Origin of the sequence: Pseudomonas pseudonitroreducens (genome assembly GCF_021603645.1) — a bacterium.
Classification (GTDB): domain Bacteria; phylum Pseudomonadota; class Gammaproteobacteria; order Pseudomonadales; family Pseudomonadaceae; genus Pseudomonas; species Pseudomonas pseudonitroreducens.
This window is the reverse complement of sequence record NZ_BQHJ01000007.1, coordinates 232,568-246,266: the sequence shown is the minus strand read 5'-3', so window position 1 is coordinate 246,266 and position 13,699 is coordinate 232,568. Positions and strand designations below refer to the sequence as shown.

The 13,699-nt window shown below is 66.1% G+C and carries 12 protein-coding genes; 8 read left to right on the top strand and 4 right to left on the bottom strand.

What is annotated here, in order from left to right:
* Positions 1-8 precede the first annotated feature (8 nt).
* The 8 genes from L6D89_RS18680 to chrA all read left to right on the top strand — a co-directional run bounded on the left by L6D89_RS18680 (position 9) and on the right by chrA (position 8,924).
* A complete protein-coding gene (locus tag L6D89_RS18680) occupies positions 9-2,597 on the top strand; it encodes a fimbria/pilus outer membrane usher protein (RefSeq protein WP_236200762.1) in 2,589 nt (862 codons plus the stop codon).
* A gap of 15 nt (positions 2,598-2,612) precedes the next feature.
* A complete protein-coding gene (locus tag L6D89_RS18675) occupies positions 2,613-3,626 on the top strand; it encodes a fimbrial protein (protein WP_236200761.1) in 1,014 nt (337 codons plus the stop codon).
* Positions 3,627-3,819: 193 nt separating this feature from the next.
* A complete protein-coding gene (locus tag L6D89_RS18670; RefSeq protein ID WP_236174816.1) occupies positions 3,820-4,188 on the top strand; it encodes a YciI family protein in 369 nt (122 codons plus the stop codon).
* 40 nt (positions 4,189-4,228) lie between these two features.
* Positions 4,229-4,759 (top strand): SRPBCC family protein, encoded by a 531-nt coding sequence (locus L6D89_RS18665; RefSeq protein WP_236200760.1) that lies wholly within the window; start codon positions 4,229-4,231, stop codon positions 4,757-4,759.
* 190 nt (positions 4,760-4,949) lie between these two features.
* Positions 4,950-5,732 carry a DUF899 domain-containing protein gene (locus L6D89_RS18660; RefSeq protein WP_236200759.1) on the top strand — a complete coding sequence of 261 codons (783 nt, stop codon included), beginning with the start codon at positions 4,950-4,952 and terminating at the stop codon, positions 5,730-5,732.
* Positions 5,733-5,753: 21 nt separating this feature from the next.
* A complete protein-coding gene (locus L6D89_RS18655; RefSeq protein WP_236200758.1) occupies positions 5,754-6,194 on the top strand; it encodes a YybH family protein in 441 nt (146 codons plus the stop codon).
* Between the two features lie 221 nt (positions 6,195-6,415).
* On the top strand, positions 6,416-7,669 hold the full coding sequence (locus tag L6D89_RS18650; RefSeq protein ID WP_236200757.1) for an RNA polymerase sigma factor: 1,254 nt from the start codon (positions 6,416-6,418) through the stop codon (positions 7,667-7,669).
* Positions 7,670-7,727: 58 nt separating this feature from the next.
* Positions 7,728-8,924 (top strand): chromate efflux transporter, encoded by a 1,197-nt coding sequence (chrA, locus tag L6D89_RS18645; RefSeq protein WP_236200756.1) that lies wholly within the window; start codon positions 7,728-7,730, stop codon positions 8,922-8,924.
* Here the strand turns inward: chrA and L6D89_RS18640 are convergent.
* The 4 genes from L6D89_RS18640 to L6D89_RS18625 all read right to left on the bottom strand — a co-directional run bounded on the left by L6D89_RS18640 (position 8,921) and on the right by L6D89_RS18625 (position 13,500).
* Positions 8,921-9,694 carry an SDR family NAD(P)-dependent oxidoreductase gene (locus L6D89_RS18640; RefSeq protein WP_236174823.1) on the bottom strand — a complete coding sequence of 258 codons (774 nt, stop codon included), beginning with the start codon at positions 9,692-9,694 and terminating at the stop codon, positions 8,921-8,923. The genes chrA and L6D89_RS18640 overlap by 4 nt on opposite strands.
* 413 nt (positions 9,695-10,107) lie before the next feature.
* Positions 10,108-10,911, bottom strand: a complete 804-nt coding sequence (locus L6D89_RS18635) for a gamma-glutamyl-gamma-aminobutyrate hydrolase family protein (protein WP_236174824.1) — start codon at positions 10,909-10,911, stop codon at positions 10,108-10,110.
* Between the two features lie 396 nt (positions 10,912-11,307).
* Positions 11,308-12,972: a sensor domain-containing diguanylate cyclase gene (locus L6D89_RS18630; protein WP_236200755.1), complete on the bottom strand. Its 1,665-nt coding sequence runs from the start codon at positions 12,970-12,972 to the stop codon at positions 11,308-11,310.
* Between the two features lie 183 nt (positions 12,973-13,155).
* The gene (locus L6D89_RS18625; RefSeq protein WP_236174826.1) at positions 13,156-13,500 is read right to left on the bottom strand and encodes a hypothetical protein; all 345 of its coding nucleotides are present in this window, start codon (positions 13,498-13,500) and stop codon (positions 13,156-13,158) included.
* Positions 13,501-13,699 lie beyond the last annotated feature (199 nt).

Here is a 13,699-nt window from a genome sequence, read left to right as displayed (position 1 = left end):
GATAGACCATGCCTCCGACGACCCGAACGCCGCGTGTCAACGCCGGCGGGCCGCCGAATGCCCAGCGTTTGCTGCTGGCGGTGGCCGTTGCCAGTGGATTGGCCGTTACCGCCAAGGCCACCGCCGACAGCGACCTGCAAGCCTCGTTCAACCCCGCGTTCCTGCAGGGGCCGGCAGGCCAGCAGGTCGATATCAGCCGCTTCGAGCGCGGCAATCCGGTCTCGCCGGGCAGCTACCGGCTGGACGTCTACGTCAACCAGAACTGGATCGGTCGCCAGGAGGTGCGGGTGCGTGAAGGCCAGCCGCCGAGCTACTGCTTCGCCCGCAAGCAACTCTCCAGTCTCGGCCTGGACAGCACGCGCTTGCCGGCCGCGCCGAGTGGCAGCGATGTCGAGGATGACTGCATCGATGTCGCGCAGCGCATTCCCAATGCCCGCGCCGACCTCGACCTGGCCGGCCTGCGCCTGGACCTGAGCATTCCCCAGGCCTACCTGAGCCGCGTCGCCCGTGGCTACGTCGACCCGCAGGACTGGGACCGCGGTGTCACCGCGGCCTTCGTCGACTACAACGCCAACGCCTACCGCAATGAAGGCGGCGGCCAGAACAGCACCCAGTACTACACCGGCCTCAACGCCGGGGCCAACCTGGGTGACTGGCGCCTGCGTCACAACGGCAGCTACAGCCGCAGCGCCGGCAACGGACCGACGACCAGCCACTACGACGCGGTGAGCAGCTACGCCCAGCGCGACCTTACCGGGCTGAAGTCGCAATTGACCCTGGGTGAGTACTTCACGCCTTCGGAGCTGTTCGACAGCGTGCCCTACACCGGCGTCCAGCTCGCCTCCGACGACCGCATGCTGCCCGACTCCCAGCGCGGCTTCGCTCCGGCCATCCGCGGCACCGCGGAAAGCAACGCGCGCGTCAGCGTGCGCCAGGGCGGCAACCTGCTGTATGAAACCACCGTGGCGCCGGGCCCGTTCGTCATCGACGACCTGTACAACACCGGCTACTCGGGCGACCTGGAAGTGACGGTCACCGAGGCCGACGGCCGCGCGCGCAGCTTCACCGTGCCCTTCGCCTCGGTGGCGCAGTTGCTGCGCCCCGGCACTTCGCGCTACAGCGTCACCGCCGGCAAGTACCGCGACGACCGCCTCGCCGATGAGCCCAACTTCGTCCAGGGCACCTACCAGCGCGGCATCTCCAACAGCTGGACCGGCTATACCGGCGGCATCATCGCCGACCAGTACCTGGCGGTGCAGGGCGGCCTGGCGCTGAGCACGCCAGTGGGCGCCTTCGCCTTCGACGCGACCCATTCCAGCGCCTCGGGCCTGGAAGCGCGCGATGGCCTGGACAGTTCTTCCAGCGGCCAGAGCTATCGACTGAGCTACAGCAAGCTGCTGGAAACCACCCGCACCAACTTCGTGGTGGCGGCGTACCGCTTCTCCAGCGAGGGCTACCTGAGCTTCGGCGACTATGCCCAGGCGCAGGATTCCAATGCCAATGCGCCGTACCGCCAGCGCAACCGCGTGCAGGTCAACGTCAACCAACCGCTGGCCGACGGCTACGGCAGCCTGTACCTGAGCGGCTCCTCGCAGAACTACTGGCAGAACGGCAAGTCCAGCGACACCAGCTACCAGGCCGGCTATTCCAACAGCTACCGCTGGGGCAGCCTGAGCCTGTCGGCCAGCCGCACGCGCATGGACCGTGGCGATAGCGACACCCAGTACATGCTCAGCCTGTCGCTGCCGCTGGGCCGCTCCAGCCACGCGCCGTACCTGAGCACATCCACCACCTATTCCGACAGGGGCGACCTGAACAGCCAGTTGAGCGTTTCCGGCTCGCTGGGCGACTTCAACGAATTCAGCTACGGCGTCTACGGGTCCCGCTCGCGGGTCGACGGCGACACCAGCACCGCCAACGGTGCCAATGCGCAATATCGCGCCGCGGCCACCAACCTCTCCGGCAGCTACAGCGAGGGCGACGGTTTTCGCCAGGTTGGCCTGGGCCTCTCGGGCAGCATCGTCGCGCACCCCGGCGGCATCACCTTCAGCCAGGCCCAGGGCGAGACCCGCGCCATCGTCGAGGCCAAGGGCGCCGAGGGCGCGCGGCTGCTCAACAGCAGTGGCGCGAAAGTGGACGGCAGCGGCTACGGCGTGGTTTCCAGCCTGATGCCCTATCGCCAGAACGAAGTGGCGCTGGACCCCAAGGGCACTGCCGACGACGTCGAGCTGCAACTCACCTCGCAGAACGTCGCCCCGCGCTTCGGTGCCGTAGTCATGCTCAAGTACCCCACGCTCACCGGCGAGCCGGTGTTGCTGACCCTGCGTGATGATCGCGGCGAGGCGCTGCCGGTCGGCGCCGAGGTGCTCGACGCCAAGGGCAACAGCCTGACGCTGGTGGGGCAGGGCAGCCGCGTGTTCATCCGCGCCGCCGAGCGCGAGGGCGAGCTGACCGTGCGCTGGGGCGAGGGCAGGGAGCGCGAGTGCCGCGTTCGCTACCAGCTGCCAGTCGCGCAAGAGAAGAACGCGTCCGCCTTCATCAAGGCCGAGGCACTGTGCTCCCGCAGCGACGGGCCGACGCAGATCGCCGCCCGCTGACCGAAAGAGGAAACCATGCGAATCCTGATCCTGCTTCTTGCCCTGTTCTGCGCGCCCTCCGCGCTGGCGGCGGTCTGCACGTTCCAGTCAGGCAGCGCCAGTGTGCTGGCGACCATGGCGCTGCCGGCGACCCTGAGCGTGCCGCGCAATGCCAGCAACGGCACTGCCCTGTGGGACAGCGGCTGGAAGGCCTATTCCGGCACCACCATCAATTGCAGCGCCGCCGGCACCGTCAAGGGTGGCAACGCCACCGGCGTCGGCACGGCGGAACCCGGCTACACCAGCAATGGCTTCGCTTCGGTGTTCAAGACCAACGTGCCCGGGATCGGGGTCTCGGTGTTCTGGTGCAACCAGCCTACCGCCGACTGCAACCCCGACCCGAGCAAGGTCACTCCCGTGCCCAGCCTCGCCTGGAATGTGTCGGCCGTGCAGTACCCGCTCAATACCAACTGGCGGGTGCGCCTGATCAAGACGGCGGACATCGATGCCAGCGCCGGGGCGGTCAGCGTGCCCGGCCTGTCCTACGTCTCCTACGCCGACCTGGGCGTGACGACGCTGATGCTCACCGGCACCTCGCAGATCAGCGGCCTGGGCTGCGAGGTGAATGCCGACAGCCGCAATATCGATGTACCGCTGCCGACCATCGCCAAGACCGATTTCGTGGACTCGCCCATTCCCCGCGCGAACGACAAGGCGAAGGCCTTCAAGATCAACCTGTTGTGCGACAGCGGGGTGAAGGTCAGCTACCAGGTCGATGGCGCGCAGACCACCGGTGATGGCAACGTACTGGCCAACGCGAGCGGCACGGGCATGGCGACTGGGGTCGGCGTCACGCTGTTCATGGGTGATCTGAGCAGCGTCACCCGACTGCCACTGGCCTCCAGGCTCCTCCACACTACGACCTCCAGCGGCAACCTGCCGGTGAGCATCCCGCTGACGGCCCGTTACTTCCGCACGGCCGCCACTCCTGCCGCCATGGGCGCGGGCCTGGTTTCCACCACGGCGACCTTCACGCTGTTCTACGAATGAGTGGCGGGGCCGCCCGGCCCCGTTGCTGTTTCCCGCCCGACGAGCGGCCCGGTGCCGCTTTCCAGACGCTGCGGCTGGCATCCATGGCCAGCGCCGCGCTCATTCTCGAAAGATTTTCGCCACGGCCTGTCGATTTCCCCGCCGCTGCTTCGACTATGAGGTAACTGCAAGCGCGCTGCGTGGGGAGACGAGCATGAAGTACCTCTGCCTGATCTATGTGGATGACCAGCGTCTCGCCCGTCTATCGGACGTGGAATATCGCCGGCTGATGGACGAGTGCTTCGCCAACGACGAGTACCAGCGCCGCGCTGGCCGGGTGCTCGCCTCCGAGGCGCTGGAAACCGTGGAGACCGCCACTACGCTGCGTCATGAGCCGGCGGGGCTGTCGATCATCGACGGGCCCTTCGCCGAGACCCGCGAGTACCTCGGCGGCTTCGTGCTGATCGACGCCCGCGACCTCAACGAGGCGCTGCAGATCGCCCAGCGCATTCCCAGCGGCCGCCTCGGTGCCGTGGAAGTGCGCCCGGTGCGCGATTGGGACCGATACTTCGCCGGGCGCTGAGGCCCGGTACTTCAAGTGATGGCAACGTCAGGAGGATGTGATGCTGAAGTGGATTGTGTTGGTGGTAGTACTGGCTGTAGTGGTCGTGCTGGTGTTGGCGGCTGGCCGCCCGGACAGCTTCCGGGTGGAGCGCAAGGTGCTGATCCAGGCGCAGCCGGAGAAGATCCAGGGGTATATCGAGGACTTCCACCTGTGGCCGCAATGGTCGCCGTTCGAGAAGCTCGACCCGGACATGAAGCGCACCTTCTCCGGCGCCGCCAGGGGCAAGGGCGCGGTGTACGCCTGGGCCGGCAACGGCAAGGCCGGCGAAGGGCGCATGGAGATCACCGAGGTGACGCCGGCGACGCGGGTGAGCATTGCGCTGGACTTCCTCAAACCGTTCAAGGCCAGCAATACCGCCGAGTTCACCCTGCTGCCGCGTGACGGCGGCACTGAAGTGACCTGGGCCATGTACGGCCCTTCGCCCTTCGTGGCGAAGCTCATGCAGTTGTTCTTCAGCATGGACAGCGTGGTTGGCAAGGACTTCGAGGCGGGCCTGGCCAGCCTCAAGGTGCTGGCCGAGAAGGGCTGATGCAAATCGCAAACTGAAGGAGGCGAGCCATGTGCCCTCTGTGCGTTTCGACCCTGACGCTGGCCGTGACCAGTGTCCTTTCCGCCGGCGGCGTCAGCGCATTCGCCGTCACCCGCCTGCGCGGCCGGCGCCGCGCCCGGTCCAGCGAGCAACGGGGGCTGTCTCAGGAGCCTCCCCAGGAGCGTGCAACATGAAACTGGCCAATCAAGACTTTCCCCGAGTTGTTTCCCAGGCCGCCTGGCGCCAGGCGCGGATACGCCTGCTGGAGCAGGAAAAGGCCGCCACCCACGCCCGCGACGCACTCAACGCCCAGCGCCGCGAGCTGCCGGTGGTGCGAATCGACAAGGACTACCGTTTCGAAGGCCCGCATGGTGCGTTGCGCCTGCTCGACCTGTTCGAAGGGCGGCCGCAACTGATCGTCTACCACTTCATGTTCCACCGCGATACGGGGCTGGGCTGCGAGGGCTGCTCCTACCTGATCGACAACCTTGGTCGCCTGGAGCACCTGCACGCCCGTGGCACCACCTTCGCCATGGTCTCCCGCGCACCGCTGGAAGAGATCGCGCCGTTCCGCGCTCGCATGGGCTGGCAATTCCCCTGGTATTCGTCTTTCGGCAGCGACTTCAACTACGACTTCCACGTCAGCGTCGACGAGTCCGTCGCGCCGATCGAATACAACTATCGTGACAAGGCGGAGCTGGAGAGCCTGGGCCAGGACTACCACGTGCGCGGCGAACAGCCCGGCATGAGCGTGTTCCTGCGCGATGGCGAGCAGGTCTTCCACAGCTACTCGACCTATGGCCGAGGGCTGGAGGCGCCGCTGTTCACCTACCACCTGCTCGACCTCACTCCGCTGGGCCGCGGCGAAGGCTGGGGCGGCATGCCCGACTACCAGGGCAAGGGCATGAACTGGACGCGCTTCCACGACGAATACGACGAAGCCCCGCAGCCCCATAGCTGCTGCGGGTCCTGATACTTGAGCAGGAGACATTCCATGACTGCCGCCGAAAACAACGCCGCCCACGCCGAACTTCACGCGCTGCTGGAAAGCTGGCTGAAGTCCGTGCGCGCCTCCGACGTGGAAGGCATCACCCGCCATTACACCCGTGACATCCTCGCCTTCGATGCGGTGAAGCAACTGCAATTCCAGGGTGTCGAGGCCTACGCCAGCCATTGGCGCGACTGCACGCAGATGTGCAGGGAACCGACTTTCGAGATCCATCAGCTGAGCTTCGAGAGCGGCGGCGATACGGCCTTTGGGCACTACCTCGCCTACTGCGGTGGCACCGACGACAAGGGCCAGCACAACGCCTCCTGGGCGCGGGTGACGGTCGGCCTGCGCCGTGAGGCGGGGCAATGGAAGATCGTCCATGAGCACTTCTCGATTCCCTTCGATCCGGCCACGGGGCAGTTGCTCTTCGATGCCAAGCCTTGAGCCCGACCTCGACTTGTAGGAGCGAGCTTGCTCGCGAACGCCGTACCCGAAAGCTCCGGCGTGAAGCGGGTTCGCGAGCAAGCTCGCTCCTACAGGGGAGGTCACACCATCTGCAACACCCCGCAACCCTCTCGGGCCGAACACCTGTCCGATGATTTTCCTCGGTGACGAAAACCCGTGCAGGATAGGCAGACCTTTCCTACGCCAAGGATTCTCGGCCCATGCACGATTACGCGCCCCAGCCCCTGCGCGACAAAGTCGACGAGGTCTACCGCCGTGAATCGCGCCGGGTGCTGGCCACGCTGATCCGCCTGCTGGGTGATTTCGACCTGGCCGAGGAGGCGTTGCATGAGGCCTTCGTCGCCGCCGTGGAGCAATGGCGGCGGGACGGCGTACCGGCCAACCCGCGTGCCTGGCTGGTCTCCGCCGGGCGCTTCAAGGCCATCGATGGGCTGCGCCGCCGTTCGCGCTTCGACGCATCCCTGGCACAGATTGCCGAGCAACTGGAGATCGACGCGCAATCGGTGGAGGAACTGGCCGATGAAAGTGTCGAGGACGACCGCCTGCGGCTGATTTTCACCTGCTGCCACCCGGCGTTGCCGGCGGACTCGCAGGTGCCGCTGACCCTGCGTGAAGTTTGCGACCTGAAGACCGAGGAAATCGCCCGCGCCTACCTCGCCGCCCCCTCGACCATCGCCCAGCGCATCGTGCGCGCCAAGGCGAAGATCCGCGACGCGCAGATTCCCTACCAGGTGCCGGAAGCCGCCGAGCTGCCGGAGCGCCTGGCCAGTGTGCTGCGGGTCATCTACCTGGTGTTCAACGAGGGCTATTCGGCCTCGGCCGGCGACTCGCTGACCCGCACCGACCTCTCCGCCGAAGCCATCCGCCTGGGCCGGCAACTGCTCGAACTGCTGCCGGAGGCCGAGGTAATGGGCCTGCTGGCGCTGATGCTGCTGCACGAGTCGCGGCGCGAGGCGCGCACCGCCGAGGACGGCGAACTGATACTGCTGGAAAACCAGGACCGCTCGCGCTGGAACCGCGCGCTGATCCAGGAAGGGCAGCAACTGATCAGTGCTGCACTCGCCACCCGCCGCGTCGGCCCGTACACCTTGCAGGCGGCGATATCGGCCGTGCACGCCGCTGCTGCCGACATGGCCAGCACCGACTGGGCGGAGATCGTCGGCCTCTATGACCTTCTGCTGGCGATGCAGCCTTCGCCGGTGATCGAGCTCAATCGTGCGGTGGCGCTGGCCATGCGCGACGGACCGGAAGCCGGGCTGGCGCAGGTCGACGCCATCCTTGCCCGCGGTGAGTTGCAGGATTACCACCTGGCCCACGCGGCCCGCGCCGACTTCCTGCGTCGCCTGGGGCGCAACGCCCAGGCGCGCGAAGCCTACGAGCGCGCGCTGGAGCTGGCGAAGCTGGAGCCGGAACGGCGCTTCCTCGAACAGCGGATTCGCGAACTGGGCAAGTGACTTGCACTGCAACATCGAGGTGCCAGACTGCCTGGCTGGTTTCCCTTGATCCTCAGCCATGACCGAAGCGACGCCGCGCGATTCCCTCTGGACCGTCTTCCTGATCTTCCTGCGCCTGGGCCTGACCTCCTTTGGCGGGCCGGTGGCGCACCTGGGTTACTTCCGCGAGGAGTTCGTGTGCCGGCGGCGCTGGCTGGACGAGCCGCACTACGCCGATCTCATCGCCCTCTGCCAGTTCCTCCCAGGCCCCGCCAGCAGCCAGCTGGGCATGGCTCTGGGGGTGTTGCGCGCGGGGCAGTGGGGCGCGCTGGCGGCCTGGGTTGGCTTCACTCTGCCGTCGGCCTTGCTGATGCTGCTGGTTGCCCTGGGGCTTTCGCGGTACGGCCAATGGTTGCCGGCGGAGGCACTGCACGGGCTGATGCTGGTGTCGGTCGCGGTGGTGGCTCATGCCGTCTGGGGTATGGCCAAAGCGCTTTGTCCGGACTGGCAGCGCCAGGGACTGATGATGGGAGTGACCGTCGTGGCGTTGCGTTGGCCCGGGGTGACCGTGCAGATGCTGGTGATCCTGGGGGCCGCGCTGCTCGGCGTGGCCTGGCTGCGGCCGGCGCCTGCGAGCGACTCAGTAGGGCCTGTTCATTCGATGTCGCGGCGCCGTGGCGGTGTCTACCTGCTGCTGTTCCTCGCCTTGCTGGCGCTTCTGCCGTTGCTGGCGGCAGCGTGGCGTTGGCCATGGCTGGAGCAGTTCGACGCCTTCTACCGTGTCGGCAGCCTGGTCTTTGGTGGAGGGCACGTGGTGCTGCCATTGTTGCAGAGCGCGACAGTGGATACCGGCTGGATTGATGCGCGGACCTTCCTCGCCGGCTATGGCGCGGCACAGGCATTGCCGGGGCCGCTGTTCACCTTTGCCGCCTACCTCGGCGCAACCATCGCCGAACCCGGCGGCGCGGTAGGCGCGCTGCTGTGCCTGGTGGCGATTTTCCTGCCGTCGTTCCTGCTGGTACTCGGCGCCTTGCCGCTCTGGGAGAGCCTGCGCCACCAGCGTCGCCTGCGTGCGGCGCTGGCCGGGATAAACGCCGCCGTGGTCGGGCTGTTGCTGGCGGCGCTGATCCATCCCATCGGCAGCGAGACCATCGTCGGCCTGCTCGACATTGCCCTGGTCGCACTGGCCTTGCTGGCACTGCTCAGTGGCCGCCTGCCGCCCTGGGCGCTGGTGCTGCTGGGGGCGCTGGGCGGTGGCCTGGTCAGTGCGCTCTAGAGACTGCTCACCAGGTGTCCGCCGTCCACGGCCAGCACGGCGCCGGTCATGAAGGCACCGGCGTCGCTGGCCAGTAGCAGGAAGGGGCCTTCCAGCTCCTGCAGTTGGCCGAGGCGGCGCATCGGCACGGTATCGCGGATGTAGGCCTGGCCCTTGTCGCTGTCGAAGTAGGCGTCGTTCATCTCGGTCTTGAAATAGCCCGGGGCGATGGCATTGACCCGCACGTTGAAGCGCGCCAGCTCCAGCGCCAGGGATTTGCTCAACTGCACCACGCCGGCCTTGGCCGCGCAGTAGTGGCTGTAGCCGCCGCCCACGCGCAGGCCGAGGATCGAGGCGATGTTGACGATGCTGCCGCCGCGCCCGGCCTTGGCCAGGCGCTGTGCCGCGCACTGGGCGACGCGCCAGACGCCGTCGAGGTTGGTGGAGAGCATGGCGCGCCAGTCGTCTTCGCTGACCTCCAGCGCACGCTGGCCGTTGCCGATGCCGGCATTGTTGAGCACCACATCGACCACGCCGAACTGCGCCTCGGCGCTGTCGAACGCCGCCTCGACACTGGCGCGGTCAGTCACGTCCAATGCCACGGCATGGGCCTCGCCGCCCTCGGCGCGGATCGCTTCTGCCAGTTGCGCCAAGCGCTCGGTGCGTCGAGCCGCGAGCACTACACGAGCGCCAGCCTGCGCAGCCACGCGCGCCAGATGGGCGCCGATACCGCTGGAGGCACCGGTGACCAGCACGGTCTTGCCGGAGAGGGAGAAAAGGTCGTTGCTCATGGCTGTTCCTTGGTCGGTCAAGCGTAATCGCTGACCGCCAAGGTTAGCCCGAGGCGCCCTCAAGGGCGTGCAGGGTGTGCCATTCGCGCGGCTGATGACGTTTTCCGCATGGGTATCGCCTAGGCTCCACCCATCCTACGGCCACGCTCCATCATGGCCGGCGGAACCGGACGTAGGATGGCGTGGAGCGAAGCGATACCCATCGATGAACGGGTATGCCGCAGTCGGATAGCCAAAGAAATCGCCTAGGCTCCACCCATCCTGCGACCACGCTCCATCATGGCCGGCGGAACCGGATGTAGGATGGTGTGGAGCGAAGCGATACCCATCGATGAACGGGTATGCCGCAGCCGGGATCGTCAAAGAAAAAGCCCGGCACAGGGGCCGGGCTTTTTCATGACGCGGAAGGCGAATCAGGCAGCCAGCTGGCGAGCCTGCTTCTTCTTCACCTGCTGACGGCAAGCATCGCCGAACGCCTGGAAGATCTTCACCGAGTCGGGGTTCTTCGCGGCTTGCCACTCCGGGTGCCACTGCACCGCGAAGAGGAAGGGCGACAGCGTCGGCGCATGGATCGCCTCGACCAGGCCGTCTTCGGCGTGGGCGATGGCTTCGATGCCCTTGCCCAGGTTTTTCAGGCCCTGGCCATGCAGCGAGTTGACGCGGATCTCGTCACCCAGCAGCCGCTGCAGCCAGCTGCCTGCAACCGGGCGAACGCCGTGGACCTGGCTGTACTGCACGTCGACCGGGTCTTCGGGATTCTCGCGATGGTCGTTGAAGCCGGGCTCGGCGTAGACCTTCTGGTAGATATCGCCGCCCAGGGCCACGTTGATTTCCTGCATGCCGCGGCACACGCCGAAGATCGGCAGGCCACGGGCGATGGCGGCCTTGATCAGCGGGATGTCGAAGTTGTCGCGGTCCTTGTCCTGGCCCTTGCCGGGAGTTTCGTTCTCCTGGCCATACAGGGTCGGATCGATGTTGCTGCCGGCGCCGGTCAGGTACACGCCGTCAGCCATGTCCAGGTATTGCTCGAGGTCTTCGATGCCGCAGCAGGTCGGTACCAGTACCGGCACGCAATCGGACTGTTCGACCAGGGGCACGATGTATTTGTGGGTCATTACCTGATAGTCGTGGCCTTTGCGCTCTTGGCTGCCCATGGACATCAGGACGACGGGTTTTCGGAGGGTCTGTTTCTTGTTGCCAATGTTGCTGTTGGACATATGTCACCTTTGGACGAGCTGCAGCCCATCGTTTTTGTGCAGGCGCGCAGCGGAAAGGCGCGCTACCTGAGGCCCCGAGCACTGCCGGGAGCGCACAGAAGGCGAAGTTTCCCGGTCGAAACCTGCCTACCAGCCTGCCAGAGCCGTTAAATATGTCAAACGAATTCGACGGAGGGCGTCAAAAATAATGGCCGAAATCCTGTCCTACAATTATTTTATCTAATTGTTTTTAAAGGATTTTTGTAAATATCCAAGAGTGCTGAAAAGTCCATTATTTAAAACGCCGGATCATAATGGTGAAAAATTCTGCACATTTTTTCATGGCTGCCGTTCAGGATCGGCAACGCCCCGCGAGCGGCGCGCTCTGCCTCGCGGGTTTGCCAGGGTGACGCCGGATCAGTGGCACTCGATGCGGTTGCGGCCGTTCTGCTTGGCCCGGTAGAGCGCGCTGTCGCTGCGGGAAAGACCGGCCTCCGCGGAGGCATCGGCGGCCTCCAGGGTGGCGATACCGATGCTGATGCTCAGCGGAATGCGTTGGCCACTCTGCAGTAGCGGCTGCTCGCGTAATTGCTGCTGCAGGCGTTGGGCGAAGACCTGGGCGGCGGCGATATCGGCATCGCCCAGCACCACGGCGAATTCCTCGCCGCCCATGCGCCCGGCGAAGTCGACGCGGCGGATGTCGCGGCCGAGGATGCTGGCGAAGTGGCGCAGGGCCTCGTCACCCACGGCGTGGCCCCAGCGGTCGTTGATCGCCTTGAAGTGGTCGATGTCGCACATCAGGATCGCCGCCTGGTGCGTCGCCGAGCGCTGCACGCGGCCCAGCTCGGCCTCGATCAGGCGCATGAAGTGGCCACGGTTGGGCAGTTGCGTGAGGAAGTCGGTGGTAGCCAGCACCTGCAGCTCGGCTTCGATGCGTTTGCGTTCGGTGATGTCGGTGATGAAGCCATGCCAGATCAGGCTGCCGTCGGCCAGGCGCTTGGGGTGGGCGTTGCCCTGGCGCCAGAGGGTGCCGCGCCCGGCGATCTGCACGCGGTATTCGTGCCGCCAGGGTTGCAGCTGGTTGGCGGAGGTTTCCAGCGAAGCGAGGCAGGAGGGCAGGTCCTCGGGGTGGATCAGGTCGCGCAGAAATATCGCGTCGTGGCGCATCTGCTCGGCGGGAATCCCGTAGATGTCCATCACCCCGGCGCTGACGTAGGGGAAGGTGCCCGTGCCGTCGGGGCGGCGGCGGAACTGGAAGACCATGCCGGGGATTTCGTTGGTCAGGTCGGTGAGCAGTTCCACGCTCTCGCGCAATTGCTCGGCCATGCCGCGCAGGGCCGTGATGTCGGTGGTGGTGCCGAGCATGCGCAGGGCGTTGCCGGCGGCGTCGCGTTCCACCACCTTGCCGCGGCTGCAGACCCAGATGTAGTGGCCATCCTTGTGCTGCAGGCGATGCTCCACCTCGTAGGCCTCGCTGCGGCCCTCGAAGTGCTCGCGCATGGTGGCCTGCACGTAGTCGAGGTCATCGGGGTGTATGCGGGTGTAGGCGTCCTCGATGCGGCTGCCGATCTCGTCCTCGCCGTAGCCCAGCAGGGACTTCCAGGCGCTGGAGTAGTGGATCTCGCCGCTGGGCACGTGGCGATCCCAGATGCCGGTGCCGCTGCCGTCCACCGCAAGGGCCATGCGCTGCTCGCTCTCCTTGTGCGGCGCGTGGTCGAGCAGGGCTTCGCCCAGTTCCAGCGCATCGGCGAGCAGGGCCTGCTGCTCCTGGCTGAGCGCCTGGTCAGGGTTGCCGAGCAGTACCAGGCGTGCCTGGGGGAAGCCTTCCTGGTCGCGCAGCGTCTGGCTGGCGAGCAGGTTGAGGGACTGGCCCTGGTGCTTCAGGGGACTGGTGGCGGCATTCAGGGAAAGCAGGGTGGCCAGGGAGAGCGCGCCGGCACCGTCGATGCCGAGTTGGCCAAGCAGCTGGCCGCGCATGTCGATGAGCAGGACGGCGCAAGCGCCACCTGCGTGGCGGGCGAGACGCAGCAGGCCGTCGTATCGCCCGTACTCCTTTACCCCAGGATTACTGGAAGTTCGCATCCGATAGCAGCTTCTTCAACGGAGGATGGGCGTTGTTCTGGATTGTAGTCCGAACCGCTGGTGCGGCAGTCGGACGCAGCTGGCTTTATGAAATCACGGGCAGGCGAGCGGCCACAATCTCCACCTGCGACATCGGCGACGAGCGCGCGTCGCCCGCCGGGCTGCCGGCGGGCGAAGAGGACGTCAGTTGAGCAACTGGTCGATCAGCACGGCGTTGGTGTAGATCAGGCTGCCGTCGCTGGCGCGGTGGCCGACGAGGTGGAACTGTCCGCGTTGCTCGGCACCGCCCAGGTACACGCGGAACATGCAGTCGGCCAGCGGTCCGTAGCCTTCGGGCATGTGCAGGTCGAGGGTATCGAGGTCGGCGTCGACCATCATTTCCCGCTGGCCGTTTTCCTGCAGGTAGACCTCTGCCTGTTCCAGGTGCAGGCGGTCGTTGGCGGTCAGGTGGAAACGGATATCTTCCAGCGGCGTGGGCTTCTGCTCGGCGCTGGTCTTGCACCAGCCTTCGAGGGTCATTGCGCTCATGATGAGGTGCCTCCTGGGGTCGCGGGCGGAATTGGCGCGTTGTCCTGAAGTTGGACCGCTGGAGCAGAAGGTTCGATCAATTTTTGTTCAGTTGCTGTTCGGGCGATAAATCCCGAGCATAAAAAAAAGCCGCTCCAGAGGAGCGGCTCGAAGGACGTCGAAGGAGCAATCACAATATCAACGTCAGGAGTTGTCTTCC

Bases quoted from the DNA above. Each gene is read 5' to 3' on its own strand.
- L6D89_RS18640 (WP_236174823.1), bottom strand. From the start codon at position 9,694: ATGAGCAACGACCTTTTCTCCCTCTCCGGCAAGACCGTGCTGGTCACC.
- L6D89_RS18680 (WP_236200762.1), top strand. From the start codon at position 9: ATGCCTCCGACGACCCGAACGCCGCGTGTCAACGCCGGCGGGCCGCCG.
- L6D89_RS18675 (WP_236200761.1), top strand. From the start codon at position 2,613: ATGCGAATCCTGATCCTGCTTCTTGCCCTGTTCTGCGCGCCCTCCGCG.
- L6D89_RS18635 (WP_236174824.1), bottom strand. From the start codon at position 10,911: ATGTCCAACAGCAACATTGGCAACAAGAAACAGACCCTCCGAAAACCC.
- L6D89_RS18660 (WP_236200759.1), top strand. From the start codon at position 4,950: ATGAAACTGGCCAATCAAGACTTTCCCCGAGTTGTTTCCCAGGCCGCC.
- L6D89_RS18630 (WP_236200755.1), bottom strand. From the start codon at position 12,972: ATGCGAACTTCCAGTAATCCTGGGGTAAAGGAGTACGGGCGATACGAC.
- L6D89_RS18655 (WP_236200758.1), top strand. From the start codon at position 5,754: ATGACTGCCGCCGAAAACAACGCCGCCCACGCCGAACTTCACGCGCTG.
- L6D89_RS18650 (WP_236200757.1), top strand. From the start codon at position 6,416: ATGCACGATTACGCGCCCCAGCCCCTGCGCGACAAAGTCGACGAGGTC.
- L6D89_RS18670 (WP_236174816.1), top strand. From the start codon at position 3,820: ATGAAGTACCTCTGCCTGATCTATGTGGATGACCAGCGTCTCGCCCGT.
- chrA (WP_236200756.1), top strand. From the start codon at position 7,728: ATGACCGAAGCGACGCCGCGCGATTCCCTCTGGACCGTCTTCCTGATC.
- L6D89_RS18665 (WP_236200760.1), top strand. From the start codon at position 4,229: ATGCTGAAGTGGATTGTGTTGGTGGTAGTACTGGCTGTAGTGGTCGTG.
- L6D89_RS18625 (WP_236174826.1), bottom strand. From the start codon at position 13,500: ATGAGCGCAATGACCCTCGAAGGCTGGTGCAAGACCAGCGCCGAGCAG.